General features: G+C 52.5%; 29 protein-coding genes, 1 tRNA gene and 1 pseudogene. 27 read left to right on the forward strand and 4 right to left on the reverse strand.

Annotated elements, in window-relative coordinates; all coding sequences use genetic code 11:
• The first annotated feature begins 11 nt into the window (after positions 1-11).
• The 3 genes from AC58P5_RS18740 to AC58P5_RS18750 all read left to right on the forward strand — a co-directional run bounded on the left by AC58P5_RS18740 (position 12) and on the right by AC58P5_RS18750 (position 1,344).
• Entirely contained in the window at positions 12-935 is a 924-nt protein-coding gene (locus tag AC58P5_RS18740) for a mechanosensitive ion channel family protein (protein ID WP_497389162.1), read from the forward strand.
• 3 nt (positions 936-938) lie between these two features.
• Entirely contained in the window at positions 939-1,175 is a 237-nt protein-coding gene (locus tag AC58P5_RS18745) for a DUF951 domain-containing protein (RefSeq protein WP_497389164.1), read from the forward strand.
• A 78-nt stretch (positions 1,176-1,253) separates the two neighbouring features.
• A tRNA-Ser gene (locus tag AC58P5_RS18750) sits at positions 1,254-1,344 on the forward strand.
• A 137-nt stretch (positions 1,345-1,481) separates the two neighbouring features.
• Here the strand turns inward: AC58P5_RS18750 and AC58P5_RS18755 are convergent.
• On the reverse strand, positions 1,482-1,763 hold the full coding sequence (locus AC58P5_RS18755; RefSeq protein ID WP_497389166.1) for a hypothetical protein: 282 nt from the start codon (positions 1,761-1,763) through the stop codon (positions 1,482-1,484).
• Between the two features lie 17 nt (positions 1,764-1,780).
• Complete coding sequence (locus AC58P5_RS18760) at positions 1,781-1,963, reverse strand: YjzC family protein (protein WP_497389168.1); 183 nt, start codon at positions 1,961-1,963, stop codon at positions 1,781-1,783.
• Between the two features lie 242 nt (positions 1,964-2,205).
• Between AC58P5_RS18760 and rpsF the strand changes: the two genes are divergently transcribed.
• The 17 genes from rpsF to AC58P5_RS18845 all read left to right on the forward strand — a co-directional run bounded on the left by rpsF (position 2,206) and on the right by AC58P5_RS18845 (position 18,980).
• A complete protein-coding gene (gene rpsF / locus AC58P5_RS18765) occupies positions 2,206-2,493 on the forward strand; it encodes a 30S ribosomal protein S6 (protein WP_009673440.1) in 288 nt (95 codons plus the stop codon).
• A gap of 38 nt (positions 2,494-2,531) precedes the next feature.
• Positions 2,532-3,029, forward strand: a complete 498-nt coding sequence (gene ssb, locus AC58P5_RS18770; protein WP_497389170.1) for a single-stranded DNA-binding protein — start codon at positions 2,532-2,534, stop codon at positions 3,027-3,029.
• 19 nt (positions 3,030-3,048) lie between these two features.
• Positions 3,049-3,357: a 30S ribosomal protein S18 gene (rpsR, locus tag AC58P5_RS18775; RefSeq protein ID WP_082211313.1), complete on the forward strand. Its 309-nt coding sequence runs from the start codon at positions 3,049-3,051 to the stop codon at positions 3,355-3,357.
• Between the two features lie 358 nt (positions 3,358-3,715).
• On the forward strand, positions 3,716-3,895 hold the full coding sequence (locus AC58P5_RS18780; protein WP_497389786.1) for a cupin domain-containing protein: 180 nt from the start codon (positions 3,716-3,718) through the stop codon (positions 3,893-3,895).
• Between the two features lie 111 nt (positions 3,896-4,006).
• The gene (locus AC58P5_RS18785) at positions 4,007-4,318 is read left to right on the forward strand and encodes a MazG-like family protein (RefSeq protein WP_497389172.1); all 312 of its coding nucleotides are present in this window, start codon (positions 4,007-4,009) and stop codon (positions 4,316-4,318) included.
• Complete coding sequence (locus AC58P5_RS18790; RefSeq protein WP_497389174.1) at positions 4,315-5,247, forward strand: DUF2232 domain-containing protein; 933 nt, start codon at positions 4,315-4,317, stop codon at positions 5,245-5,247. The genes AC58P5_RS18785 and AC58P5_RS18790 overlap by 4 nt, the downstream gene beginning before the upstream one ends.
• Positions 5,248-5,264: 17 nt before the next feature.
• The gene (locus AC58P5_RS18795) at positions 5,265-7,232 is read left to right on the forward strand and encodes a DHH family phosphoesterase (protein WP_497389176.1); all 1,968 of its coding nucleotides are present in this window, start codon (positions 5,265-5,267) and stop codon (positions 7,230-7,232) included.
• Positions 7,229-7,672 (forward strand): 50S ribosomal protein L9, encoded by a 444-nt coding sequence (rplI, locus tag AC58P5_RS18800; RefSeq protein ID WP_497389178.1) that lies wholly within the window; start codon positions 7,229-7,231, stop codon positions 7,670-7,672. Before AC58P5_RS18795 ends, rplI begins: the two co-directional genes overlap by 4 nt.
• 65 nt (positions 7,673-7,737) lie before the next feature.
• Positions 7,738-9,093, forward strand: coding sequence for a replicative DNA helicase (gene dnaB, locus AC58P5_RS18805; RefSeq protein WP_497389180.1), 1,356 nt, complete (start codon positions 7,738-7,740; stop codon positions 9,091-9,093).
• A 149-nt stretch (positions 9,094-9,242) separates the two neighbouring features.
• Positions 9,243-10,529: an adenylosuccinate synthase gene (locus AC58P5_RS18810; protein ID WP_497389182.1), complete on the forward strand. Its 1,287-nt coding sequence runs from the start codon at positions 9,243-9,245 to the stop codon at positions 10,527-10,529.
• 293 nt (positions 10,530-10,822) lie between these two features.
• Entirely contained in the window at positions 10,823-11,548 is a 726-nt protein-coding gene (locus AC58P5_RS18815; protein ID WP_497389184.1) for a hypothetical protein, read from the forward strand.
• A gap of 207 nt (positions 11,549-11,755) precedes the next feature.
• Complete coding sequence (locus tag AC58P5_RS18820) at positions 11,756-13,270, forward strand: LysM peptidoglycan-binding domain-containing M23 family metallopeptidase (RefSeq protein WP_497389185.1); 1,515 nt, start codon at positions 11,756-11,758, stop codon at positions 13,268-13,270.
• A 146-nt stretch (positions 13,271-13,416) separates the two neighbouring features.
• Positions 13,417-14,151 carry a response regulator YycF gene (gene yycF / locus AC58P5_RS18825; protein ID WP_497389187.1) on the forward strand — a complete coding sequence of 245 codons (735 nt, stop codon included), beginning with the start codon at positions 13,417-13,419 and terminating at the stop codon, positions 14,149-14,151.
• A 1-nt stretch (position 14,152) separates the two neighbouring features.
• The gene (gene walK, locus AC58P5_RS18830; RefSeq protein ID WP_497389189.1) at positions 14,153-15,985 is read left to right on the forward strand and encodes a cell wall metabolism sensor histidine kinase WalK; all 1,833 of its coding nucleotides are present in this window, start codon (positions 14,153-14,155) and stop codon (positions 15,983-15,985) included.
• Positions 15,982-17,268: a YycH family regulatory protein gene (locus AC58P5_RS18835; protein WP_497389191.1), complete on the forward strand. Its 1,287-nt coding sequence runs from the start codon at positions 15,982-15,984 to the stop codon at positions 17,266-17,268. The genes walK and AC58P5_RS18835 overlap by 4 nt, the downstream gene beginning before the upstream one ends.
• A gap of 97 nt (positions 17,269-17,365) precedes the next feature.
• Positions 17,366-18,130 carry a two-component system regulatory protein YycI gene (yycI, locus tag AC58P5_RS18840; protein ID WP_497389193.1) on the forward strand — a complete coding sequence of 255 codons (765 nt, stop codon included), beginning with the start codon at positions 17,366-17,368 and terminating at the stop codon, positions 18,128-18,130.
• Between the two features lie 43 nt (positions 18,131-18,173).
• A complete protein-coding gene (locus AC58P5_RS18845) occupies positions 18,174-18,980 on the forward strand; it encodes an MBL fold metallo-hydrolase (RefSeq protein ID WP_497389195.1) in 807 nt (268 codons plus the stop codon).
• On the opposite strand, the gene AC58P5_RS18850 is transcribed toward AC58P5_RS18845, so the two are convergent.
• Positions 18,949-19,161, reverse strand: coding sequence for a hypothetical protein (locus AC58P5_RS18850; RefSeq protein ID WP_103995373.1), 213 nt, complete (start codon positions 19,159-19,161; stop codon positions 18,949-18,951). The genes AC58P5_RS18845 and AC58P5_RS18850 overlap by 32 nt on opposite strands.
• 173 nt (positions 19,162-19,334) lie before the next feature.
• Between AC58P5_RS18850 and AC58P5_RS18855 the strand changes: the two genes are divergently transcribed.
• From AC58P5_RS18855 to AC58P5_RS18865, 3 genes are all read left to right on the forward strand, one after another.
• Positions 19,335-20,573 carry a S1C family serine protease gene (locus tag AC58P5_RS18855; RefSeq protein WP_497389197.1) on the forward strand — a complete coding sequence of 413 codons (1,239 nt, stop codon included), beginning with the start codon at positions 19,335-19,337 and terminating at the stop codon, positions 20,571-20,573.
• 19 nt (positions 20,574-20,592) lie between these two features.
• Positions 20,593-20,760 (forward strand): CxxH/CxxC protein, encoded by a 168-nt coding sequence (locus tag AC58P5_RS18860; protein ID WP_497389199.1) that lies wholly within the window; start codon positions 20,593-20,595, stop codon positions 20,758-20,760.
• 165 nt (positions 20,761-20,925) lie between these two features.
• Positions 20,926-21,333 (forward strand): hypothetical protein, encoded by a 408-nt coding sequence (locus tag AC58P5_RS18865; protein WP_497389201.1) that lies wholly within the window; start codon positions 20,926-20,928, stop codon positions 21,331-21,333.
• Between the two features lie 80 nt (positions 21,334-21,413).
• On the opposite strand, the gene AC58P5_RS18870 is transcribed toward AC58P5_RS18865, so the two are convergent.
• Complete coding sequence (locus AC58P5_RS18870) at positions 21,414-22,940, reverse strand: gluconokinase (RefSeq protein ID WP_497389788.1); 1,527 nt, start codon at positions 22,938-22,940, stop codon at positions 21,414-21,416.
• A 381-nt stretch (positions 22,941-23,321) separates the two neighbouring features.
• Between AC58P5_RS18870 and rlmH the strand changes: the two genes are divergently transcribed.
• From rlmH to AC58P5_RS18890, 4 genes and pseudogenes are all read left to right on the forward strand, one after another.
• A complete protein-coding gene (gene rlmH, locus AC58P5_RS18875; protein WP_009673450.1) occupies positions 23,322-23,801 on the forward strand; it encodes a 23S rRNA (pseudouridine(1915)-N(3))-methyltransferase RlmH in 480 nt (159 codons plus the stop codon).
• A 274-nt stretch (positions 23,802-24,075) separates the two neighbouring features.
• Positions 24,076-24,822 (forward strand): hypothetical protein, encoded by a 747-nt coding sequence (locus AC58P5_RS18880; protein ID WP_497389203.1) that lies wholly within the window; start codon positions 24,076-24,078, stop codon positions 24,820-24,822.
• Positions 24,791-24,928, forward strand: a pseudogene (locus tag AC58P5_RS18885) (hypothetical protein); the annotation flags it as partial. The gene AC58P5_RS18880 and the pseudogene AC58P5_RS18885, both read left to right, overlap by 32 nt.
• A 199-nt stretch (positions 24,929-25,127) precedes the next feature.
• A complete protein-coding gene (locus tag AC58P5_RS18890) occupies positions 25,128-25,478 on the forward strand; it encodes a hypothetical protein (RefSeq protein WP_497389205.1) in 351 nt (116 codons plus the stop codon).
• Positions 25,479-25,592 lie beyond the last annotated feature (114 nt).

The following is a 25,592-nucleotide window of genomic DNA, read 5'->3' on the forward strand; positions in this document are numbered from 1 at the left end:
GCGGTGGAAAAATGACTAACATGGGGAACAGACTGGCTGCCATTACGGGACTGCAAAATCCTGAAGAAACGGTGACCCATTTCGTGGACGATATCAAAAAATATTTGCTGGATTCCCAGCAGTTGATCAAGTACGGAGCAACGATCGTAGAAATTATCGTTATCTATGTACTCTCGCGTCTTATCATCAAAGTGGCCGATAAGCTCGTAAACAGGATGATGGAAACGAGGGAGAGGAGTCCTCTCAAGTTCGATCCGAGACGCACGGCTACAATCGGCAAGCTTATTCACAATATCATCTCTTATGTGGTCAACTTTATAACGATTCTGCTTATTCTGGCTCAAGTAGGCATTAATCTGGGACCTATTCTCGCCGGAGCGGGCGTTCTCGGGCTTGCGATCGGTTTCGGAGCCCAAAGTTTGGTGAAGGACGTCATAACGGGTTTCTTCATTATTTTCGAGGATCAATTTGCCGTAGGGGACGTTATTCAAGTCGATACGTTTCGGGGAACCGTGGAGCAAATCGGCATCCGGGTAACCCGGCTCCGCAGCTGGACGGGGGAAGTTCACTTTATTCCGAACGGAAACATTAAACAAGTCACGAACTATTCGATCAACAATTCGCTGGCGATCGTCGATATTTCGATTGCTTATGAATCCGATATCGATAAGACGATTGGGGTTCTGCAGAGCACGGTAGACCGCATGGCGGAAGGCAACGATAACATCGTAAGCGAGCCGAAGGTGCTCGGTGTCCAGTCTATGGGACAGTCGGAGATTGTCCTGCGGATTACAGCGGAGTGCAAACCGAATATGCAGGTGGATGTGCAGCGTAAAATGTTCGCGGAAGTGAAAAAGCAGCTGGATGCGCACGGAATCGAGATTCCGTGTCCGAAAACCGTGACCTATTTCAAAGGGGAAAGGGGAGCCGTGTAGCCTATGGAGAAGAAGCAGTACGAACTCGGGGATATCGTGCAGATGAAAAAACAGCATCCCTGCGGAACGAATGAAATGGAAATTATTCGCATGGGCATGGACATCCGGATCAAATGCGTAGGCTGCAAACACAGCGTGCTGGTGCCGCGCGCCAAGTTCGAAAGCAAACTGAAGAAGGTGCTCAGGTCCTCGGCTGACAGGGGAGCGGAAGCCTCGGAAAACGGAGTGTCAGGGTCTTGACGCTCCTTTTTTTCTTGCCGAATTTGCCTCTTGCAGACTAACCACAGCTTGTGCTACAATAAAAAATGTTCTCGATACGGAAAGGTACCCAAGAGGCCCAAGGGGGCTGACTCGAAATCAGCTAGGCGGCGCAAGCCGTGCGTGGGTTCGAATCCCACTCTTTCCGCCATAACTTTACCTATGATAACCTCCCGCTTCGTTATGAAGCAGGAGGTTTTTGCATGTCATTGCGGTTCTGGCTTGCATCGGTGGCTTGCCGAAGCAGGCCCAAGGTCCGTTCTGCGAAGCGGCGGACTTCACTTGCTTTCAGGCTGCTCCGCCGGTACGTCCCTGCCGTTCTTTCCGCACAACGGAAAAGCGGTCAATGATGTACCCGATGAGTGCCCAGGAAGCTACTGTGAGCACGTAGATCACGAACATTTTACCCATGGAGATCTCGTACACATTCGTGAACATGGGAGCAAACCAGGCGGGCACGCTGAGGGAGTAAAAGAGCAGATACAGCGAGTCCCGGTCATGCCCGAAATAATGAATCAGACAGAGTAAAAGGCCGAAAACCGTCGCGTAGAGGGTAAAGGATTTCTTCATAAAGGCAGAGCCCCTTTTCAGTGATACAGCCGCTTCCATTTGCGGTTGTGATTTTTGGTGTCGGGAAACGATTCACCTTTTTTCAAGTGAACGATTTCCGGGTTGTTGATCCCCATATGAAAGGCATTCTCGCCGATTTCAATGTAACGGCCTTCGTTAGGTGCCGTATCGCCCGGCACGAATTGTGTTTTTTCACCCATTCTGATCACCCCCAGGTTTTAATTACGTTTAGTATGTCCCCGGTGAGGGAAAGCATGTGCCGTACAACTAGCGCGTCAGTAAGCAGACATTGGCAGTTCCGGCGGTTGGGACAGGTTATGACTTGTAATGGAGAAAGCAATCTGCTATAGTATTTAGGTGCGAGTTTTGTAATTCAACTAATTCTCGCTCCTTGCTCCCGATCAGAATTGGGAGCCGCTTAGTCCAAAAGGAGGTGACAAGCATGCGCAAATACGAAGTGATGTATATCATTCGTACAGACATTGAGCAAGAACAAGTTCAATCTACTGTAGAGAAGTTCCAAGGCATTATCACCAACGGTGGTGGCGAAATTACGAAGCACGACCTGATGGGTAAACGTCGCCTTGCGTATGAGATCAACAAGTTCCGTGACGGACACTATGTACTCGTACATTTCAACGCAGAACCTGCTGTTGTAGCAGAGCTTGATCGTGTAATGAAGATTTCCGACGAAATCATTCGCTACCTGATCGTTAAAGACGTAGCTTAATCAGCGTGTTAAGTAAGGAAGCATCGGAGGGATGAACGTTGTTAAACCGTGTAATTCTTATCGGCAGACTGACAAGAGATCCTGAGCTGCGTTACACACCTGCGGGTGTGGCCGTAACCCAATTTACACTGGCGGTGGATCGGCCGTTCGTAAGTTCGCAATCGAAGGAACGGGAAGCCGATTTCATACCTGTCGTAACGTGGAGACAGCTTGCGGAAACTTGCGCCAACTATCTTCGCAAAGGCCGTTTGGCGGCTGTGGAAGGACGCATGCAGGTACGCTCGTACGACAATAACGAGGGACGTAAAGTTTACGTCACCGAAGTCATTGCCGACAACGTGCGCTTCCTGGAATCTGCTAATTCCGCTAACCGTGAAGAGGGTTCTTACTCCGGCGGTTCAGGCGGGGGCGGTGGATATGGCGGCGGCGGCGGAAGCAGCAGCGGCAGCGGCCGGAATACGCGGGATCAACAGCAGGATCCTTTCCTCGATGACGGGAAACCGATCGACATATCCGATGATGATTTGCCATTCTAAGTAGAAAGGACTGACTCAAATGAGCGAACAACAAACAAGCAGCCGTCCGCAACGTTCGGAAGGCGGTGATCGTCCGGAGCGTTCGGAGCGTAAGTTCACTCCACGCCGCGGTAAAGGCGGTAAGCGCCGTAAAGTTTGCTACTTCACAGCAAACAAGATCACTCATATCGATTACAAAGATATCGAGACCCTTAAGAAATTTATCTCCGAAAGAGGTAAAATCTTGCCTCGTCGTGTAACAGGTACTTCCGCGAAGTATCAGCGTATGCTGACAACAGCAATCAAGCGCTCGCGCACAATTGCTTTGCTTCCATACACTACGGAGTAGTTTGTATAGAGAAGAAGACAGCCGGTTCTGCCGGCTGTCTTTTTTATTGGAAAAAAGACAAAAGCAGAGCTGGGCGTATCGGCACAGCAAGAATTGCTAAACAAAAAAAAGCAGGAGGCCGGAGAGAAATCTCCGGTTTTTTTTATGTTCCGAGAGAGGGGAAGAACTGTGGATAACCGCTGAAGTTAGACAGTCCACAGGAACTTTTATAGAATGGAGGTAGGACTTGGGGACATGTGGAAAACACGGTGACTAAATCCGGCCGGAAAGTTATACACATGTGGATAGAAAACGGAAGAAAGTTATCTACAAAACGGGGGAGTGGCAGATCTGAAAATCAGCAAACGAAACGCCGAGCATTACGTATGGGGAGACGGATGGCGAGTGGCATGAGCTAGGGCCTCAGGAAGGGCTAGCATTCCGAGCGGGAACCCCGCATTGTATTCATAACCGTTCGCATGATGCCGCGGAGTTTCTAGTTATCTCCAAACCGGGTACTAAAGGAGACCGAATCCTCAGGGAGAGCAAACCTGACTGAAATTTAACGTGCCCGGAGCGCGGGAAGCGCCAAGTTCAGGAAACACAGCTTAAGCTGTTTTGTGGTATAATCGTGTATAAAGCTTGTAAGGGATAAGGAGAGGAGCGGGCATTGTCCAATCGGGAAAGAGAGGTTGATCTCGCGAAGCGGGTCAAGGTCATTGAATGGCTCAAAACCGAGGTTGTCGATCAGGTAGCGCATTTGTTGAAAGGGATATGGGAGGGCAAACAAGCTAAAATTATAGATGGCCCTGCCAGTCTGATTTCCAGCGTATATATACTTGGCCGCCGGCTTGGAGTCTCTTTTCGAAGTTTAGATGAAACAATCATGGATAAAATGAAAAAGCATAGAGAAGAAGGTCACCAGTTCGAGGATTGGTATGGAGATATCTCGACACTGGAAGATCATCTTCGTAAGAGGTGAACGCGTTGACAAAGAAAAACTTGCAGTTCATCGGATGGGGTCTGCTGTATATACTCTTTCTGTTATCTTTTATGACGTCCTATTTAGTGATTACGGCCAGTTTTCTAATGATTCCGGTCTTAATTCTGTTCGTGAAGCTGGACGCCAAACGGTTTACGGCTTTTTATCTGGGAATACTCCTGGTTGTCAATTTATTGCTGGGGTGGACGGGATTCGTCGTCTTGGCCATTTCGCTATTCCTGCTGCCGCCGGTCATTGTAATCGGTACGCTTTATAAGAAGAAGGCCCCCGCACATCTGGTTATCACGTACGGTACGCTTACTTTTCTGGCGGAAATGCTGCTTACGCTCGTTATCGGGTCCCTGTTCAACTTGAACTTCATCAAGAAATTCAAAACGGTCATGCTGGATTATTTGAACAACATGCAGCCTGCCGTAAAGGGAATGCTGCCGACCCAGGGCGACATGCAGTGGTATGTGGATGTGCTCGTACAAATCATTCCGCTGGATATGATTCTGTTCTCGCTCTACTTCGTCGGAGTTACTCATCTGATCGGACGCCGTCTGCTTAATCGCATGGGAGAGGACATCCCCGGTATGCCGCCTGTAAGAGAGTGGAAACTTCCGAAAGCTTTCGTCTGGATTTACCTCATCGCGTTCGCGGCGGATATGCTGTTCGTATCGGCGACCAATTCGCTGATGTCGGCTCTGCTTATCAATCTGCTGCCGCTGCTTATGTTCGCGTTCGCCATCCAAGCAATTTCGTTTCTTGCGTTCGTGGCCCATTATAAAGGTTGGGGTAAACTGCTGCCGGTGGTCGGCACGATTCTTCTGATCGTGTTTATGCCGTTTTTGCTTGTGCTCTACAGTTTACTCGGCGTGTTCGATGTGGCTTTTCCGTTGCGGGAAAGGCTCTTCAAATCTAGATAAGGGTCAGGGGAGAATAAATGCCGAAATTCTTGTCGAAACGATGGCATGGACAACATATGGTATGGACGTTTGCGCTGCTTGGCGCTTTAACGATCGTACTGTTTCTGTATGAATGGGTATTGGGTATCGCTGCTTTGCTTGCCTCGGGACTCGTGATTTACTTCTCGTGGAAGGCGGAGAGCGCTTTTCGTCACGATTTGAATGCTTATCTGGGCACCATCACGCACCGGGTTAAAAAATCCGCCGGCGATGTGATATCGGAGCTGCCGATCGGCATGATTCTATATAATGAAGAAAAAGAAATCGAATGGCATAATCCGTTCGTCGCCAAGCTCGCCAAAAAGGACTCCGTTATCGGGGATTCCCTAGGGGAAGTGTTTCCAAGCTGGAAGCCGGGCAAGGAGAAGGAAAAGGAAGAGACGTATGAAATCGAGCAGGACGGCCAGGTGTACAAACTCTGGCACCGTCCCGACGAGCGTCTTCTGTATATCCGCGATGTGACGGATTACGTCCGGCTCGTTCAGAAGCATGACGATGAAAAAATCGCGATCGGCATCGTCCTGATGGATAACCTGGATGAGGTCACCCAGGGAATGGACGATCAGACGCGGAGCATCATGCTCGCCCGGGTAACCGGTGAAATCACGGAGTGGGCCCACCGGTACGGAGTCTATCTGCGCCGGACCTCATCCGACCGTTTTCTGATTCTGATGAATCAGAAGGCGCTGCGCGAGCTGGAGCAGAACCGCTTCGACATCCTCGATGAAGTGCGCGATCTCACGATGGAATACAAGCTGCCGCTCACGGTCAGCGTGGGGATCGCCTCCGGCATTGAGGAGCTCGAGGAGCTCGGCCGGGTCGCTCAGACGAGCCTGGACATGTCTCTGGGCCGCGGAGGCGACCAGGTGACCGTCAAGGCGGGCCAGCGCATCTCGTTCTATGGCGGGCGTACCAACGCCGTAGAGAAGCGCACACGCGTGCGTGCCCGCGTGATCTCGCATGCGCTGAGGGATCTGATCAAGGAAAGCGACAAGGTCATCATCATGGGACACCGCTTTCCGGATATGGACTCCATCGGCGCGGCGATCGGCCTGCTGAAGGCCGTGCAGATCAGCAACAAGGAAGGCTACATCGTGCTGGAAGGCATCAATCCTTCGATCGAGAAGCTGATGGCGATGATCGAAGAGGACGAGAAGCTGAACCGGTGGTTTATCACACCGGCGCAGGCGATGCAGATCACGACGCAGCGGACGCTGGCCGTCGTGCTGGATACGCACCGGGCTTCGATGGTCGCCGAGCCGAAGCTGTTCAACCTGACACACCGTGTCATGGTAGTGGATCACCACCGCCGCAGCGAAGAATTTTTCCACGATGCGGTGCTCGTGTACATGGAGCCGTATGCATCCTCGACCTGCGAGCTTGTCACGGAATTGCTCCAGTACTTCAACGAGAAGATGTCGCTGGATGCGCTGGAGGCCACCGTGCTGCTCGCCGGGATCGTGGTCGACACGAAGCAGTTCAGTCTCCGTACGGGCTCCCGTACGTTCGAAGCGGCTTCTTTCCTGAGACGGAACGGGGCGGACCCGACTCTCATTCAGAAGATGCTGAAGGAAGATCTTCAAGCTTATATCGAGAAAGCCGAGATTATGAGATATACGGAAATGATGTATGATCACATTGCTCTGGCGGTCGGTGAACAGAATCACAAATATTCTCAGTTGATGATTGCCCAGGTGGCTGATACCTTATTAAATATGACCGGCGTTTTCGCCTCCTTCGTCATCTGTGAACGGCCGGACGGTTTAACCGGCATCAGCGCGCGCTCGCTCGGCGCGATGAACGTTCAGATCGTGATGGAACGGATGGGCGGCGGCGGCCACCTGACGAACGCAGCGACCCAGCTTGAGCTGACTCCGCTGGAAGCGGCGGCAAAGCTGAAACAAATATTGCAAGAGATAGAGGAAGAGGAGGGGCTTTTCGAATGAAAGTCGTATTTCTGAAGGACGTTAAAGGGCAAGGCAAAAAAGGGGAAATCAAAGAGGTATCGGAAGGTTACGCAACGAACTTCCTGATCCCCCGCGGATTTGCCGCAGCAGGTACGAACGGAGCGGTTAAGCAGGTTGACCAGCAGAAGAAAGCCGAACAGAAGCGCAAGGATCAGGAGAAAGAAGACGCGGAAGTTCTGGCAGGCAAGCTGAACGAAACGACGGTGACCATCAAAACGAAAGCCGGCGAAGGCGGCCGTTTGTTCGGAGCTATTACTAGCAAGCAGATCGCGGAGCAGCTGGAGAAAGCCGGCTATAAGATCGACAAGCGCAAAATTTTGCTGAACGATCCTATCCGCTCCCTGGGCGTGACGAAAGTGCCCGTCAAGCTGCATACGGAAGTAACGGCTACGATCAGCGTACAAGTATCGGAAGAATAGACGGTGTTATTATTCCTTCTAAGTTTGGACAGGATAGAAACTAACAAAAGAACAGGTGAAGGTTCATGAACGATGAAATGTTCATGGGACGTGTTCTACCGCAAAATATAGAAGCCGAACAGGCCGTTCTTGGCGCCATCCTGCTGGACAGCGACTCGCTGATCACGGCGATGGAGCGGATGAGCCCGGATGATTTCTACCGTCCGGCCCATCAGCACATCTTCGAAGCGATGATCGAGCTGGCGGAGGAAGACGAGCCGGTCGATCTCGTGACCCTGACCGCCCGGCTGCAGAACAAGCAGCAGCTGGAGGAAATCGGCGGCGTCGCCTATTTGTCGGAGCTGGCCAACGCCGTGCCGACGGCAGCGAATATCGACTACTACGGGCAAATCGTAGAAGAGAAATCGCTGCTCCGGAGACTCATCCGGACTGCGTCGCAGATCGTATCGGACGGCTACGCGAGCGCCGACGATGTGGGTATGATGCTCAACGATGCGGAAGCCCGCATTCTCGAAATCTCGCAGCGCCGGGCTTCCAACGGCTTCATCTCCATCCGGGACGTTCTGATGGAAGTCTTCGAACGGGTGGAGTTTCTTTATTCCCATAAAGGCGGTTCCACCGGGATTCCATCGGGCTTCAACGATCTGGATAAAATGACGTCGGGCTTCCAGCGCTCCGATTTGATCATCGTGGCGGCCCGTCCTTCCGTCGGTAAGACGGCATTCGCCCTTAACATCGCACAGAACGTCGGCGTCAGGGCGAAGGAAACCGTCGCGATCTTCTCGCTCGAGATGGGCGCCGCGCAGCTTGTGCAGCGTATGATCTGCGCGGAAGCCAACGTCGACGCCACCCGGCTCAGATCCGGATTCCTCGAAGGCGACGACTGGGAGAAGCTGACGATGGCGATCGGTTCGCTATCGGAAGCGGACATCTATATCGACGATTCGCCTTCCGTCACGGTAGCAGACATCCGGGCGAAGTGCCGCCGTCTCAAGCAGGAGAAGGGGCTCGGCATGATCCTGATCGATTACCTGCAGCTTATCCAGGGCAGGGGCAAGGGAGACAACCGTCAGCAGGAGGTCTCCGAGATCTCCCGTACGCTCAAGCAGATCGCGCGTGAGCTGAACGTGCCGGTCATCGCGCTCTCTCAGCTCAGCCGGGGTGTGGAGCAGCGTCAGGACAAGCGTCCGATGATGTCCGACCTTCGGGAATCCGGTTCGATCGAGCAGGATGCCGACATCGTGGCGTTCCTGTACCGGGACGATTACTACGACAAGGAATCCGAGAAAAAGAACATTATCGAGATCATTATCGCCAAGCAGCGTAACGGCCCGGTCGGCACGGTAGAACTGGCGTTTCTCAAAAACTTTAATAAATTCGTCAACATGGATCGCGCCCATCAGGAGATGCAGACAGGTTGACTGGAATATCCGAACAATCATACTAGAGATAGTATGATTGTTCGCGTTTTATTGACTTTGCTTCATGCGGTCTGCTACACTAAAGTGGTGTTTAAAAGAAGTAAGCAAAATGAGTGGCGATGCAATTCGCCTAACGGAGGTAATACAGAATGTCAACAGTGGTTGTAGTCGGAACCCAATGGGGAGACGAAGGGAAAGGGAAAATCACGGACTATTTGGCGGAGTCCGCGGAAGTGGTCGCCCGCTACCAAGGCGGCAACAATGCCGGCCACACCATTCTGATCGGAGGCAAGAAGTACAAGCTGACGATGATACCGTCCGGTATTTTCAATCACGATAAAATGTGTGTCATCGGAAACGGCATGGTCATCAATCCCGCTGCTCTGGTAGACGAACTTCAATATATTCGCGACAACGGATTCTCGGTAGACAACCTGAAAATCAGCGACCGCGCCCATGTGATTATGCCTTATCATCTGCTTCTGGACGAGCTGGAAGAAGACCGCAAAGGCGCCAACAAAATCGGCACGACCCGCAAAGGCATCGGCCCTTGCTACATGGATAAAGCGGCGCGCAACGGCATCCGTATCGCGGACCTGATGGACGCGCAAGAGTTCGAGCGCAAGCTCCGCCATATCGTCGAAGACAAGAACACGCTGCTGAAGCAGGTGTACGGACGCGACGGTCTGGATGCGGACGCGATTCTGAAAGAATACCTCGGTTACGCCGAGCAGATCCGCATCTTCGTCACGGACACGTCCGTTGTCTTGAACGATGCGATTGACGCCGGCAAGCGCGTTCTGTTCGAAGGCGCGCAGGGCGTTATGCTCGACATCGACCAAGGCACGTACCCGTTCGTGACGTCGTCCAATCCGACGGCCGGCGGCGTATGTATCGGTTCCGGCGTAGGCCCGACGAAGATCAATCAGATCATCGGCGTAGCGAAAGCCTACACGACCCGCGTCGGCGACGGTCCTTTCCCGACGGAGCTGAATGATGCCATCGGCGACCAAATCCGCGAAACGGGCCACGAATACGGTACCGTTACCGGACGTCCGCGCCGCGTCGGCTGGTTCGACAGCGTCGTGGTCCGTCACGCCCGTCGCGTGAGCGGCATCACCGGCCTGTCCCTGAACTCCATCGACGTGCTGACAGGTCTGGAGACCGTTAAAATTTGCACGGGCTACAAATATAAAGGCGAGATCATCGAGCACTATCCGGCGAGCCTCAACATGCTTTCCGAGTGCGAAGCGGTATACGAAGAGCTTCCGGGCTGGAGCGAAGATGTCTCCAACGCGAAATCGCTCAGCGACCTGCCGGAAAATGCGCGTCATTACCTGGAGCGCGTTTCCCAGCTGACCGGTATTCCGCTTGCCATCTTCTCCGTCGGCCGCAACCGTGAGCAGACGAACCTGGTCCGCCCGGTTTACGCTTAATCTGTTCTTAAAAGATCGTATTCAGAGGACGATCTCTTAATCATCGTCCCCAAGACCTCCCGCAACCGGACTTGCCTCCGGCGGCGCGGGGGTCTTTTTTTATGGTCCGGAAGGAATAATCGGCAGGGGCCGGGCGACCACCGTTATGCGACGCCATACCGCGCTTGGAGCTGCAGCTGGAGTTTCTCCGGTTTTTTTGGGAAATAGCGGGGTTGATCCGGGTCTAAACCGTCAATACTGGGCTTATAGAGAAGCCAGTATAAACGAGAAGGTTCAAGGCGGTGGACGAACGAATGAAATGGTTGGGACGGTTGGGCAGGTGGACGGCCGGTGCGGTTGTGATGTCTTTTTTGTCCATCTTTACGACGTATGTGATTGTGACGACAATGGTAGATGAAGTGCTCAAGCAGTTTCAGCTGCCTCCGATAGGGAATAAGCTTTCCTTTTCGCAGATCACCGGGAAACTGGGCGAGCAGTTCGGTATCGGGGCGATAGGCAAGGGAGGATCGGTCAACGAGAGGGTAGAGCGCATTGCAGCCTCCTCGTCGAAGCCCAGTCCGAGCCCGAGTCCGACCCCGTCCGCAGCTCCCGGAGGAGCTGAAAAGCCCGTGACGGGCAGTCTGGACGGCTCAGGGACGCCGTCACCCTCCTCCTCTCCGGTACAGGGAGGCGTTTCCTCGCCGGAACCGAGCGGAATGCCGGACGCCGTCGCCGTAATGGGCGAGCTGAAGGAGGGGCAGGCAACCCCCGATCCGAAGGATGGGCAGAAGCGGGACGTCGTCATGTCGACGGATGACTTTTCCAAGAAGAAGGACGCTCTGTCGAGCGGCGACAAGCAGAAAATCTTCTCCATTCTTGTTGCGAAGCTGCCCGCGGAAGAAGTTCAGAAGCTATCCAGCATGGTGGAGGACGGCATTACTGCCGAGGAGCTGAAGGAGGTGGACAGCAAGCTTAAAAAGTACCTGAATCCGACCGAATATGAACAGATTTCGGGAATTTTGAAAAAATATGGGAGCTGATTCAGCTCTTTTGAACCCTTACACGCCTGATTTTTGAGCTTCTTCCAGGCCGTTCCTAATAGTGGAAACCCTCCGTTTTCTTGAAAACGCAAGAGAAGGTATGGTAAATTTATTAGGGAAGTTTTATGCGTTGGTAGAGTTGGAGACGATTGGCTGGGCCTATCATTCTCTTGCCACGTGAAGAAACAAACGGATAAGGAGAAGGATATGAAGGGTTTTAAAGCAGTAGATTGGGCCAGGAAGTTGTGGAATCGAAGCCGGGCTCAGTGGCAAAGCTTGACCGGGAATAAAGCGGAACCTTCCACCCAACTTGCGGCAAGTCCGGCAGGGCGGGGCAAATGGTTCTTCCTATATAGCGTCAGTTCCATTGCAATAGTCGGATTTTTAACCGTTAGCGGTCAGCAGTATGTCAAAGCGAATCTCGCGGATATTTACCCGGTCAAAGTCGGTCAGGAGACACTCGGTTATATCAGTTCGAAGGAAGTTTTGCAGGAGTACAAACAAGAGCGTGAAGAAAAACTGGAAAAGCAGTATCCGGATGTACATATGGCATTACCCGACATCGAAGAACCCCAACCGGAGAAAGCTTTTATGAAAAAAACGGACGATCAGAAGGTGCTCGCGCTGCTTGACGATAAGCTGAAGCCGGTCGCATCCGGTGTAGAACTGGTTATCGAAGGCAAAACGTACGCGATCGTCAAAGATCAGGCCACGGCGGACCGTGTGCTGGCTGAGATCAAGAAGCCTTTCGAGCAGAAGGAAAAGGAAAGCAAGGTCGCCGTTCTCTCGGCGGACGGTGCTCCGCCTGCTGCTCCGGCTACGGTCGAGAAGGTCGAATTCGTCCAGCAGGTCAAAACGGAGGAAGCCGTCGACATCCGGCCTCAGGATGTGATAAAGCCCGAGGAGCTGATCGCCAAGATCAAGACGGGCGGCGTACAGCCGACGAAGTATACGGTGTTACCCGGGGATTGCGTGGGCTGTATCGCCCAGAAGCTGAACATTCCGAAGCAGGTGATTTACGACAAGAATCCCTGGATTCATGACGATATGATCCGCGAAGGCGATGTGCTGGACCTTACGGTTATCCAGCCGGCTCTGTCCGTCAAGACGGTCGAGAAGATGGTGGAGAACCAGGAAGTCCACTTCGAGACGGAAGTCGAGACCGATCCGACGATGAAAGAAGGCATTGTGGAGACGATCTCTCCGGGCAAGAACGGATTGAAGCAGGTCACGTATGAGCTGACGAAGATCAACGGCCAGCTGGCGGACGAGAAAATCGTCGGGGAAGACATCGTCGAGCAGCCGGTAACGGAGAAAATCAGAAAAGGCACCAAGGTTGTAAAAGGGGAAGGCACGGGGACGTTCGCATGGCCGGTTCTTTCTCAATCCATTACCTCTACATTCGGTACACGGTGGGGTAAGATGCACAAAGGGATCGACATTGTAGGCAATCACACGATCATGGCGGCGGACAACGGGAAAGTGGTCTCGGCGGGTTATAAATCGGATTACGGCAATTATGTTCTTATCGATCATATGAACGGGTACGAAACGATGTACGCCCACATGAGCAAGGTGGAAACCACTCCCGGTACTATCGTGGAAAAAGGAGAGAAAATCGGGATCATGGGAAGCACGGGCGACTCGACCGGCGTTCATCTTCATTTCGAAGTCCACAAAGGCGGCAGCCTGGAAAATCCGCTGAAATATCTGAACCAGTAAATCATGCGAAACGCTTATTTATAGACTCAAGTTTTTTAAGAGAGATGTGGCCTCCCGGGCGGGGGGGTCATGTCTCTTTTTGCGTACAGGTATGTTACAATAAAAGGGTATGGTTTTCTAGGTGAAGGACAGGTGATGAGAGAAACATGTTCGGCACAAATGGCAAAATACTCGTGGTCGACGACGAACAACCGATTGCAGATATATTGAAATTTAATTTGGAAAAAGAGGGCTACCAGGTCGTCTGCGCCTATGACGGGGGCGAGGCGGTAGAGCTGGCTTTTTCGGAGCGGCCGGATCTTATTCTCCTCGATCTGATGCTGCCGGTAAAAGACGGGATGGACGTGTGCCGGGAGATCCGCGCCAAGCTGAATACGCCTATCATTATGCTGACGGCCAAGGACACGGAGCTGGATAAAGTGCTGGGTCTGGAGATGGGGGCGGACGACTATGTGACGAAGCCCTTCGGCAACCGGGAGCTGCTTGCCCGCGTCAAGGCGCATCTGCGCCGCCAGAGCAAGTCCGCTCCTGCGGGACAATCCGAGCCCGAACCTGAGGAAGCGAACGGAATCCGGCTTCACGGGCTCTTTATCGACAGCGACATGTATGTCGTCTACCGGGACGGCGAGCCGCTGGATTTGACCCACCGGGAGTTCGAGCTGATCCACTATATGGCGAAGCACCCCGGCAAGGTGATGACGCGCGAGCATCTGCTCCAGGCCGTATGGGGCTATGACTATTACGGCGATGTCCGGACGGTGGACGTCACGATACGGCGTCTGCGCGAAAAGCTGGAGGCCGATCCGAGCAAACCGGAGTATATCGTGACCCGGAGAGGGCTCGGTTACATGATGCGGGGAACGAAAAACGGAGGCTTCTAAGATGAAGGTGATCCGTTTTTTCCAATCCATCCAGGCGAAGCTGATTATTATTTACGTCCTGCTGATCCTGATCGCCATGCAGCTGATCGCGGCTTATTTCTATCAGACGCTCGACAGCCATTATAAAAATGAATTCCGCGATTCCATCAACAGTCAGGCGACGCTGATTGCGGGGCTTGTGGAAACCCAATACTTGAACGAGCCAAGAAACAGCGATACGAAGAACTTGTCGGAAGAGCTGACTTACTTCGTCAACAGCCTGTTTGCGCCGGGAAATACGGAAATACAGATTATCGATGCCGGCGGGGTTGTGCTCAGCACGTCGCTGGAAGCCAATAAACAGATTGTGAATCAGAAAACGACGAAAACGGAAGTGACCCGCGCCCTTCAGGGAATCCGGGATAACGACCGGATGTTCACGGACGTGGACAATACGCGCAAGTTCGCGACGGCCAAGCCGATAGGCAGCGGCGTCCGGGTGCTGGGCGCGGTATATATCGTTTCCTCGATGGAGGATCTGTACAAAACGATGTCCAGCATCAACCGGATTCTCATCGTGGCGACGCTGATCGCGCTTGCTTTTACGGCTGGGCTGGGCGTCATTCTGTCCGGGACGATCACGAAGCCGATCAAGGAGATCACCCAGCAGGCGACGGCCGCCGCCGAGGGGAATTTCGACCAGAGCGTGAAAGTCTACGGCAAAGACGAGATCAGCCAGCTCGGCCATACGTTCAACTTCATGATGAACCGGCTTAAGGAAGCCATCTTCATCAATGAGGAAGAGAAGGAGAAGCTGGCCTCGATTCTGACGAATATGAACGACGGGGTGGTCGCCACCGACGAAGCGGGGCAGATCATCCTCATGAACCGCCGGGCGATGCAGATTCTCCAGGTGAAGGAGGAACACTCCGCACAGCGGCACATTTCGGAGCTGCTCGGCCTCACCCGCGAGGAAATCGACCAGTACGTGCACGGCGAGCGCAACACGACGCTGATCGATGTGCCTCTGCCGGATGACGAGGACGTGCAGACCGTGCGTGTGACGTTCACGACTATTCACCGCAGGGGAGACGGCGTAACCGGAGCGATTGCGGTGCTCCAGGACGTCACGGAGCAGGAGAAGCTCGAGCAGTCGCGCCGGGAATTCGTGGCGAACGTGTCTCACGAGCTGCGGACGCCGCTGACGACGATCAAGAGCTACCTCGAGGCGCTGGAGGACGGCGCGATGGAAGACAAGCAGCTTGCTCCGCGCTTCCTGAGCGTGACGCGCAACGAGACCGAGCGGATGATCCGGCTCGTGACGGATCTGCTCCACTTGTCGCGCCTGGATTCGAAGCAGGCGCTGCTCACGAAGGAGCAGACCGATATCGCCGATATGCTGGAGGAGGTAGCGGACCGCTTCTCCTTCCAGCTGCGGCAGAAGAGCATCCGGATCCGCATCGTGGCGGAGCCGGGAATCCGTCCGGTGGCGTTGGATCGCGACAAGATCGACCAGGTGCTGGACAACCTGGTCTCCAACGCGATTAAATATACGCCGGACGAGGGGGCCATCACCATCTATACCCGGATGGCGGAGGGGGATCAGCTCGAAATCTCGGTGCAGGATACGGGCATCGGGATTCCGAAGAAGGATCAGCCGCGCATTTTCGACCGGTTCTACCGGGTCGATAAGGCGCGTTCCCGCAACATGGGCGGCACCGGCCTCGGGCTCTCGATTGCCCGGGAAATAGTAAAAGCCCATGGCGGCGCCATGTCCCTGGAGTCCGAGCCGGGGACCGGCACGAAAGTCACCTTTATGCTGCCGGTCCTGCCGGAGGAGGAGAACGCGTCATGATAGAGAAGCTGAAGTCGGTCACGCTGACCGTACTGATTCTGCTGAGCCTGCTGCTCAGCTATCTGCTGGCGTACAGCACACCGAACTACGAGCCGCTGCCTCCTTCCGAATATATTTCCAGTGAATTGGAAGGAACGAAAGCGAAGCTGGAAGATCTGCTGTTCCCGGATCAGATTGTGCTGCATTTCGGCAATCAGCAGCATACGGTCCTTTATCCGGATTCCACGTCGTACTCGGCCATTTTCGAAAGCGTCAAGCAGCGCAAATTGGAACGCTTCCGCAAAGTCACTTTGAACCAGGAGCGGACGAACTGGGACGAGATCCGCGAGAAACAGGAAGGCGTCGAAGTCCGCTTCCGCGACGGTCTTCCGCTGAGCGTGCTGCAGAATACGTTTCAGATCAAGGGGGATATCCCGGACGACACGGAGCTGATTACCCGGATTTGGATCTTCGCCAGCAGCGATAAAAAATCCGCCGAGACGTACCTGTTCACGGATTCAGCGAACACGGCTTTCGAAGTGCTCGGGGCCGATTTTACGGCGAAGGACGTAGAAAACTTTACGGCGATTGCCGGAACGAATCCTCCCTATGTGGCGTCGTCCGGTGGAGAGTTTTATTTGCCGGTTAATCCCATTCCGGCGGCTTCTTATGACTTCGGCTATAAGGAATTTCCCACGGAGCAGCTGAAAAGCAGCCTTTTCGCAGATCCTTCCCTGACGAGGAACCTCAAGGACCGGGACGGCTCGCAGATTTACACGGACGCGAAGCGGGGGCTGCAGATCAACCAGGAAAAGAAGTGGATGAAATATACCGATCCGCTCGCGGTAACCGACAGTAAGAACAGCATCAAGGAAAACCTCGATGCGGGGGTCCAGTTCATTAACCAGCACGGCGGCTGGAACGGGACTTATTCGATCAGCAAACCGCAGCAGCAGCATGCTTTTTCGAATCAGATGTTTGTGTTCCGGCAGGTATACGATGCATTTCCGATTCTGACCGAACAGAAGGAAGGCTACGGGGCCATTCATATTACGCTGCAAAAAGGAGTCGTCTCCAACTACGAGCGCTCCGTCGTTTATTCCGATTTGAAAATCATCAACCAGCAGAAAAGCGAGCTGATCGGCGGAGAAGCGCTGAATGCCAAGATTACGAATCATCCGAGGCGCTACAACATCGTGAACGTGTTTCCGGCTTACCGGCCGACGCTGGGCGTCAAAACCGTCAATCTGTCCCCCGTGTGGGCGATTGAATTCAAAGACGGGACTTACGAGTTTTTCCGCTGAGTTTTACGAGGAGCTTGTAGGAGCTCCAGAATCAAATCAAGCAGATGAGGCGTTTACGCGGGTATCTACTATATTTTACGGGAAGGAGGCTGCGCAGTTGAACTGGGGAAGAGCCAAAACCATTCTGATTCTTTCGTTTTTCTTTCTGAATGTGGTGCTGGGGTATCTCGTATGGACGGGAAAAGCGAAACAGACCGAGCTGGCGACGGATATGACCGGCGTGCTGGAAGAGACGAACAAGCTTTTGAAGGGAAAAAGCATTCAACTCAGCCACGAGCTGCCCAAAGAAGCGCCGAAGCTCAAGGAAATCACGTTTAAATTCGTGGAATCTTACCAGCCTAACGTCACACTCAAGCTCCAGTACCCGTTCAAAATCGCCAGCCTCCTGAACCGGATTTCTCCGAAGGACGATTTGCCGAAAACGGATATTCCGAAACTGGACGCGTACAAGCACGACCCGATACTCAGCAAGAAAGGGATGTACGTGCTGAACCAGATGTACAACGATTATCCGATGTTCGATGTTCAATTAAAGCTCTATGAAACCGATGCACAAATTACCAGTTACCGGCAGGCGTATGTTGAAGTAGAATCAGGTGGAGAGGACAAGGAGCAGAAGGTCATTCCGGCCTATATTGCGGTGCGCAGTCTGGTTGAGAAGTTTCTGCTCGACGGTTCGGTGATTACGGATGTAAGGCTCGGCTATCATGGACAGCTGTTTGATTCTCAGACGCAGTATATGGTGCCGAACTGGCGTGTTACGATTAACAACGGCGATATTTATTATGTGCATGCTTTTAACGGGGCGGTCGAAATGCAGTCGGCCTCGACGGAAGATGCAGCTGCGGATACTAAAAAGTAATCCTGCCCCTGGACGGGATTTTACGATAGAGGAGTTAAAGCTTATGGGTTTACGATTTACGGTGCTCTCCAGCGGATCGACGGGCAATGCGACCGTCATCTGCAACGGGGAAACGAAGCTGCTGGTAGACGCGGGACTCAGCGCCCGGAGAGTCGAACAGCTCATGAAGGAGCGGGAGGTCGGCGGGGATCAGATCAACGCGATTCTGGTGACTCACGAGCATTCCGATCATATCAAGGGCCTCGGGGCCCTAGCGCGGAAATATAATCTTCCCGTCTATGCCAATACGAAGACTTGGGAAGCGCTTGATAAACACATCGGGACGATAACGGAGCCGAACCGCCGGATTATGGAGACAGGCACGGAAGAATACTTCGGGAACATCCGAGTCGAGTCCTACGGCATTTCCCATGATGCTGCGGAGCCGGTCGGGTACTGCTTTCACTGCGGAGGCCAAAAGCTCGCCATGGCGACGGACCTGGGCTACATGAGCACGAAGGTCAAGGATGTCATCGGGGACTCGGACGCCATTATTCTGGAAGCGAATCACGACATCGAGATGCTGCGGATGGGGCGTTACCCGTGGAACATCAAACGCCGGATTCTGAGCGATCTCGGCCACTTGTCCAACGAAGCGGCCGGAGAAGCGCTGCTGGATATTATGACGGCCCGAACAAGAGCCGTGTACATGGCGCATTTGAGCCAAAATCATAACCTGATGGATTTAGCCAGGCTTACGCTGAATAGTGTATTAGAAGACCGGGGCATTTCCCTCAAGGAGCGCAATATCCGGCTGATGGACACGTATTTTGATCGTCCTACGAAATGGGAGGAGCTGGGTACGGACTGAAGCTGCTGTCGAGCTTGTCCATCCGGTTTTGAAGCTCCTGCGTGGTCAGTACGCCTTTGTCGATCAGAACGTCGATGAGGGCGGTAAGAATGAGCGAGTTGCGGTAATGGTCCTCTTTGAGATCGGCGAGCTTGCCGATAAGCTGGACTTCATCCAAGTGGGTGCGGATACGGTTGTTCATGGAGGGGTAGCTCCTTTACGGGTTAGTGGGCCGTCCTTGGTCTAGCATTCTTATAAAATCTTTTACTATTATTGTAGGCGGTTTGGTCCGGAAACATTCCTGCTTTCCGTATTTTCCCGAAATGAAGTACAACATTTACAATAATCCGCCGATAGAGCGAGAGGTGTGATCGCGTGAGTTTGTTCGATGACGATTTCTATTCTACGAAACAGCGCAAGGATCGGCGGAAGCAGGAGGAGGAGGGCTGGTCGAGGGGAAAGCCTTTCGCCTCGGGGAATCGCCCGTTAGCGGGCCTGAGAGGGCTTCCAGACCTACGCAGCCGCACGGTGTGGCTGGCTGGGGGAGCGGGAGCCGCTGTCATGCTGGCCGTCGTCCTGCTCGTGCAGGCGCTGGCCGGGACCGGCAGCGCGAAGCCGGCTGCCATGTCCGTCAAGCAGATGGAGGACTCCTACAACAATGCTGTCGTTCAGGCCGCGGAGCGGGTAAAGCTGGCCGTCGTCAGTATCGTCAATCTGCAGCCGAACGACAAGAACGAACTCAAGCAGACGGGCATCGGGTCCGGCATCGTGTTTGAGAAGAACGGCTCGAAGGTAAGAATCGTTACGAACTACCACGTGGTGGACGGCGGCAAGCAGTTTGAACTCTATACGGCGTCCGGCGAGAAGAAAAAAGCCGAACTTCTCGGCAAAGACCAGATCACGGATCTGGCCGTGCTGGAGACAGACGCGTCGAACTTGACGTCCATCGCGGAATTCGGCGACTCCGCCAGCCTGAAGGCCGGAGAAACCGTCATCGCGCTGGGCAATCCGCTGGGGCTCGGCTTCTCGCCGACCGTCACCAAGGGCATCGTCTCGTCGCCCAAAAGATCCATCCCGATCTCGTTCGCCATGGACGGCCAGTACGATTGGGAGATGGAGCTGATCCAGACGGACGCCTCCATTAACCAAGGCAACAGCGGCGGCGCGCTCGTTAACCTGGACGGTCAGGTCGTCGGCATCAACTCGCTGAAAATCTCCGACATGGGCGTGGAAGGCTTAGGCTTCGCCATCCCGATCAAGGATGCGGAACCCGTGATCCGTTCGCTGATCGACCATCACAAAGTCATCCGCCCGCTGATGGGCGTATCGACCCAGGAGCTGCAGCTGTTCCAAGGGACGGAAGAGCTTAAGCTGCCCGCCGATGTGAAAAGCGGCTTGATCGTCATCGAAGCGTCGGGACCGGCCAAGAGCGCGGGCCTCAAAAGCGAGGACGTGATCGTGGCGATCAACGGGAAGAAGATCGAGACGACCGTTCAGCTCCGCAAATTTTTGTATAACGAAAGCAAGATAGGGGATAAAATTGAAGTTGCGTATTACCGCGAAGGAAAGAAGCAGAAGACCGAGATGACGCTTGCCGAAGCGGGAGAGAATTAAGGGAAGAAGGGGCCGAGCTATGTATTCCGTCTGTAAAGAGCACCTGGAGCTGGCCATTGACGTATTCGTGGACGAATACGAGGACGCACCGGACATCGTGGATTTGGGCAAAGTGAAGTTCGCCGAGTGGGAACCTCCCGCTCATTGCGAGCACTGCAAGGAAATGCCGAAGTATCTGGTCGTTTGACGAGTTGAAAAAGAGGCCTCTGCACAAGGTTCGCTGGAAGCGAGCTTGGTGCAGAGGCCTTTTTGGTATGGGGGAAGTCTACAATAAAGCGATGTAATTTGAGAAAACCTTCGGCTTCCACTAATATAGAATATGGGAAATATTTCTTGTTAAAGGAGTGTTGGGTTGAAACCTTTCTTGGAAACTTATAAAACAATAATGGTTCCTTCTACTGCGTTTTTTATTTTCGTCCTTTTTGGGATGGGAATTTTATTTTTTAAGCAGGATGATTCCACGGAGGCTAAACGAAGCGCAAATCGGTATTTGACGGCGGTTATTAAACATAATGCGGAGGCGGTTGAAGAGAACGTGGTCTATGATGTACCGCTTACTCCTGAGGAGGGGTCAGACTTTAAAAATTACATTTGGACAAGTGATATCAGGGACTTTGAAATAAAAGACGCTGTCTTGTCGGAACCCGGCAAGTATGAAATGCGAGTTCTTATCATGAAGGGGGTTAGTCAGGAGGAAAGCAGGATTACGGTTGTAAAGGCGGATAGCAAGTGGAAGGTTTTAATAAAAAAGCCCGATTGATAAACTAAGAGACCGTAAAGACAAAGAAGTTTGTCCTGACGGTCTCTTTAAGTTATTTTGAAAGCCGTTAGAATAATGGCTTACTTGGCGGTCGTGCGGCGCTGGTACTCCGCGATAATCGAGAACTCCTGCTCCAGCTTGCGGTAGACGCGGTCATAGAGATAGTAGAGCTCGATGTAGGTAGGCGAAATCTCGATGTTCGGCTCTTGGCGCTCGGTAATCGGGATGAGCTTGTTCACGTCTTCCAGACGCTCCAGCGCGCCTACGGCGTACATAGCGAGCACGACGGCGCCGAAGCTGGAGCTTTCGTGGCTTTTCGGTATGTGAACCGGGTAGCCGAACATATCGGACATGATCTGGCGCCATTCCGGAGAGCGGGCGAAGCCGCCGGACGCCCGGATTTCCGTCGCCGGACCGGCCAGGTCGCGCAGCGCGATGCCGATGCCGTAGACGGCGAACAGGATGCCTTCGAGCACGGCGCGGATGAAATGCGGCCGCTTGTGATGCAGGCCGATGCCGAAGAAGCTGCCGCGCGCGTCCGCGTTCCAGTACGGCGCTCTTTCGCCGGACAGGAACGGCAGGAAGAGCAGGCCTTCGGAGCCCGGTGCGACTTCTTTGGCCGCCGCGATCATGACGTCGTACGGGTCGCGGCCCGTACGGCGCGCTTCCTCGACCTCCGGCCAAGAGAATTCGTCGCGGAACCAGCGGAGCATGAGGCCGCCGTTGCTCGTAGCCCCGCCGATGACCCAGTGATTCTCCGTGAGCGCGTAGCAGAACGTGCGCTCCTTGGAATCGGTAAGCGGCTTGGGCACGACGGTGCGGACGGCACCGCTTGTCCCGATCGTGAGCGCGACAACGCCGGGCTCGACCGCACCGACGCCGAGGTTGGCAAGCGCTCCGTCGGCCGCGCCGACAACGAAAGCCACCTCGGGATCGAGGCCGAGCAGGTCGGCGAATTGTTGGTTCATGCCGCGCATAATGTGGGTGGTCGGAACGAGCTCGCTGAGCTGATCCTCGCGGATACCGGCGATGCGCAGAGCGTCCGGGTCCCAGCTCATGGTGTTCAGGTTGAAGAGGCAGGTACCGCCTGCGACCGAGTGATCGACCACGTAACGGCCGAAAAATTTGTAGAGAACATATTCCTTGATCGATATGTATTTAACGGCTTTTTCGAAAATATCCGGACGCTCTTCTTTCAGCCACATGATTTTCGGAAGAGGGGTCATCGGATGAATCGGGATGCCGGTTTTATGATAAAGCATGCTGCTCAGATTCTCGTCTTTCAGGCGCTGCACTTGGGCTACACTGCGGTTATCCGCCCAAATGATGCTGTTCATCAGGGGACGTCCGTCGGCATCCACCGGAATGACGCTGTGCATCGCCGTGCTGAAGCCGATCGCTTCGAGCTGCTTGCCGTCGATGCCTGCGCGCTGAATCGCTTCCTTGATGGATTGAAGCACAGCTTCGAACATCAGGTCCGAATCCTGCTCCGCCCAGGAAGGCTGCGGTACGGCCAGCGGATATCCGGCTTCGCCGGCTCCGAGGAGGGTTCCCTTTTCGTTCGTGATGATGGTCTTGGTGCTCGTCGTTCCAATGTCAATTCCCATGAAATAGGTCAATTCTAGTTCACCTCTGCGTCGGTATGGTCGATCTCCTTGCCTCAATGGTCAGCATCTCTATCTTCATTATAAGGCTTATCGGGCAGACTTTCGAAAATGCAGCTCTTTTTTATCTGTTTGGTGGCTGCAAACCGCACTCCAAGAGGGTTTTTCCGCGGCAGGAGCCCTGCTGGAAATTACCCCCTACTGGCATCATACCTGCTTGGGGGGAAACGTCAAGTGTGTTTTTTTCGGATCGGGCGGCGTGAAAATACGGGAATTGGCCGAGAGGGTGTTTTCCGGGACGGGACCGGTTGGATTCGGGTGGGATTTGGGGTACAGTAAGGGAAGATTAAGCCTATGACCGGTAAAAAAAGGAGCGACTTCGCCATGCACATCACGATTGCCTCTGTCGGCAAACTGAAAGAGAAATACCTCGTCAATGGGATTGACGAGTACGTCAAGCGCCTTGGCCCGTATGCCAAGGTGCAGTTGGTGGAGGTGCCTGACGAGAAGGCACCGGAGAGCATGAGCCCTGCGGAGGAGCAGCAGGTGCGGGCCAAAGAGGGCGAGCGGCTGCTGGCCAAGCTCGCCCCGGACGCTTACGTCGTAGCGCTGGCCATCGACGGCGAGATGTGGACGAGCGAGCAGCTGGCGGGCTCGCTCGATAAGTTGGCCACCTATGGGCGCAGCCAGGTGGCCTTCGTTATCGGCGGCTCGCTCGGGCTGTCGAGCGAGGTGCTGCGCCGCGCCGACGCGAAGCTGTCGTTCGGGCGCATGACCTTGCCGCACCAGTTGATGCGGCTGGTGCTGGTGGAGCAGGTTTATCGGGCGTTTAAGATAAACCGGGGGGAACCATACCACAAGTAGGGCGAAATTTTAGTGTGGCCCCCATTATGGCGTGGACACTGTAAATGGTATACACATGTAGTGATGTTAAGATTAATCTAAATTTGCGCCTTTGTTTGCTGATTCTGAAAATCAGTAGACAGGGCGTATTTTTGTTAGCTAATTTGCGTTTTTAAAATAAGCAAGATTAAATTGTGATATAATTGTTATTCTTATGTTGTTTATTTGATTTATGTGATGTATGATGATATCAAGAAAAGAAACCCATTTTAAAGACCTGAAGGGAGATAGGAAAATGCAAATAATGAAGTTGGCGAGTGTATACAAGGACTGGAATACTAAAAATGATAGTGCTTCACAGATCGACCAATTGGTAGCCCGAACACTTTTAGCTACAGACGATGTATCATCCACGCTTTTTATCACAGAGGCATCTTTCGAAGATGTCAGTCGCGTTTACAATACATTAGAAAATCTCCGACTATCGAAGAATAGCGAAGATGACGAAAGAGAAGAATTTAACCATAAAAATGAGGAGGAGGATCAGTTTATGTCTAAAGACATGGATGATTCTAATACGAAGAAGCGTATGAACAGAAAGAAAGCAGTAGGTTACGTAATGAGCAATATTGTGAAGAACAATAAAGGATCAAAAGTTGTTAAAGTACGTTACAGCACTATGGAAGTAGAACTGGCAGATAAACGAATTGTAAAAGTAAAGGTAGGTTTATCTAGAGACTATCATGATGCAAGCTACAATCCGCAAAAACAATGCTGCTCGTGGCATAAGGAGGATGACCAGCATATTACTCAATTTGATTATCATATATACTTAGTTGAAAACGGGGATTCCTATAAAGGACTGATTTTTAATACTAATGAAATACAGCAACACTTGAGTACAAAATTATATAATGGTCATTTCGCAAACTACTATTTCCACTGGAATCCAGATGGAAGCGTGACGGACGAACGTGACATAACGACACCTATAGATGTTACTAATTATGATGCCGAAAAAATTCAGTGGCAACTTAAATAAAGGTAACATTTATAGTTCAAATTCAAGGCGATGTCAACAAGTTGAAGGACATGATTATTATTTTGTAGTTCTCGGAGAGGACAAAAAATCTGCAACAAGAAGACAATTTGATGCTGCTCATGAACTTGGACACATTATACTTCACGATTGGACCCATGATATGAATCTTTATCTAGAGAAGAATTTAGGCAAGTTGAAAAGGAAGCTAATCATTTTGCAGCGGCATTTCTACTATCTAAAGATGCTTTTACCAGAGACTTAATTTATTCAAACAAACTAGATTACTATGTAGAATTAAAGAAAAAGTGGAGGGTCTCTATACCCGCAATGATTGTTCGTGCGTATCAGTTAAAGGTGATAAACAACAATCAGTACCAAAACCTAATGAAGCAGATATCAAAAAGGGGATGGAGAACAAAAAAAACCTAGATGATACTATTCAAATTTCAAAGCCTACATTAATGAAAAAAGCAATTGATGTACTAATTATCAATCAGGTTATGACTGGAGAAAAGATTGTCTGCCAGCTTTCTAATAAAAGTATTAGCTTAAATGGTGATGAAATTGAGAAGTTGCTTGGTTTAGATAAAGGTATATTGATAGATCAAAATCAAAGTGCCCCTGTAGTTAGCATTAAAAAGAATGTAGATCATTAGATTAATAGATTTATAGACTTTATGCATAGGTACCGCCGGGTAATTTGAATTCCGTCCTCATTTAAATCGTATGCTATAATTAGGCGAGAACTTGCTTAGTGTACGTAGGACTGA

The organism is Paenibacillus sp. JT31N7, from assembly GCF_059692095.1.

What these genes read in the sequence shown, in the direction of transcription:
- AC58P5_RS18740 (WP_497389162.1), top strand. Translation starts at nt 12, where the DNA reads ATGACTAACATGGGGAACAGACTGGCTGCCATTACGGGACTGCAAAAT.
- AC58P5_RS18745 (WP_497389164.1), top strand. Translation starts at nt 939, where the DNA reads ATGGAGAAGAAGCAGTACGAACTCGGGGATATCGTGCAGATGAAAAAA.
- AC58P5_RS18755 (WP_497389166.1), bottom strand. Translation starts at nt 1,763, where the DNA reads ATGAAGAAATCCTTTACCCTCTACGCGACGGTTTTCGGCCTTTTACTC.
- AC58P5_RS18760 (WP_497389168.1), bottom strand. Translation starts at nt 1,963, where the DNA reads ATGGGTGAAAAAACACAATTCGTGCCGGGCGATACGGCACCTAACGAA.
- rpsF (WP_009673440.1), top strand. Translation starts at nt 2,206, where the DNA reads ATGCGCAAATACGAAGTGATGTATATCATTCGTACAGACATTGAGCAA.
- rpsR (WP_082211313.1), top strand. Translation starts at nt 3,049, where the DNA reads ATGAGCGAACAACAAACAAGCAGCCGTCCGCAACGTTCGGAAGGCGGT.
- AC58P5_RS18795 (WP_497389176.1), top strand. Translation starts at nt 5,265, where the DNA reads ATGCCGAAATTCTTGTCGAAACGATGGCATGGACAACATATGGTATGG.
- rplI (WP_497389178.1), top strand. Translation starts at nt 7,229, where the DNA reads ATGAAAGTCGTATTTCTGAAGGACGTTAAAGGGCAAGGCAAAAAAGGG.
- dnaB (WP_497389180.1), top strand. Translation starts at nt 7,738, where the DNA reads ATGAACGATGAAATGTTCATGGGACGTGTTCTACCGCAAAATATAGAA.
- AC58P5_RS18810 (WP_497389182.1), top strand. Translation starts at nt 9,243, where the DNA reads ATGTCAACAGTGGTTGTAGTCGGAACCCAATGGGGAGACGAAGGGAAA.
- AC58P5_RS18815 (WP_497389184.1), top strand. Translation starts at nt 10,823, where the DNA reads ATGAAATGGTTGGGACGGTTGGGCAGGTGGACGGCCGGTGCGGTTGTG.
- AC58P5_RS18820 (WP_497389185.1), top strand. Translation starts at nt 11,756, where the DNA reads ATGAAGGGTTTTAAAGCAGTAGATTGGGCCAGGAAGTTGTGGAATCGA.
- yycF (WP_497389187.1), top strand. Translation starts at nt 13,417, where the DNA reads ATGTTCGGCACAAATGGCAAAATACTCGTGGTCGACGACGAACAACCG.
- walK (WP_497389189.1), top strand. Translation starts at nt 14,153, where the DNA reads ATGAAGGTGATCCGTTTTTTCCAATCCATCCAGGCGAAGCTGATTATT.
- AC58P5_RS18835 (WP_497389191.1), top strand. Translation starts at nt 15,982, where the DNA reads ATGATAGAGAAGCTGAAGTCGGTCACGCTGACCGTACTGATTCTGCTG.
- AC58P5_RS18845 (WP_497389195.1), top strand. Translation starts at nt 18,174, where the DNA reads ATGGGTTTACGATTTACGGTGCTCTCCAGCGGATCGACGGGCAATGCG.
- AC58P5_RS18850 (WP_103995373.1), bottom strand. Translation starts at nt 19,161, where the DNA reads ATGAACAACCGTATCCGCACCCACTTGGATGAAGTCCAGCTTATCGGC.
- AC58P5_RS18860 (WP_497389199.1), top strand. Translation starts at nt 20,593, where the DNA reads ATGTATTCCGTCTGTAAAGAGCACCTGGAGCTGGCCATTGACGTATTC.
- AC58P5_RS18870 (WP_497389788.1), bottom strand. Translation starts at nt 22,940, where the DNA reads ATGGGAATTGACATTGGAACGACGAGCACCAAGACCATCATCACGAAC.
- rlmH (WP_009673450.1), top strand. Translation starts at nt 23,322, where the DNA reads ATGCACATCACGATTGCCTCTGTCGGCAAACTGAAAGAGAAATACCTC.
- AC58P5_RS18880 (WP_497389203.1), top strand. Translation starts at nt 24,076, where the DNA reads ATGCAAATAATGAAGTTGGCGAGTGTATACAAGGACTGGAATACTAAA.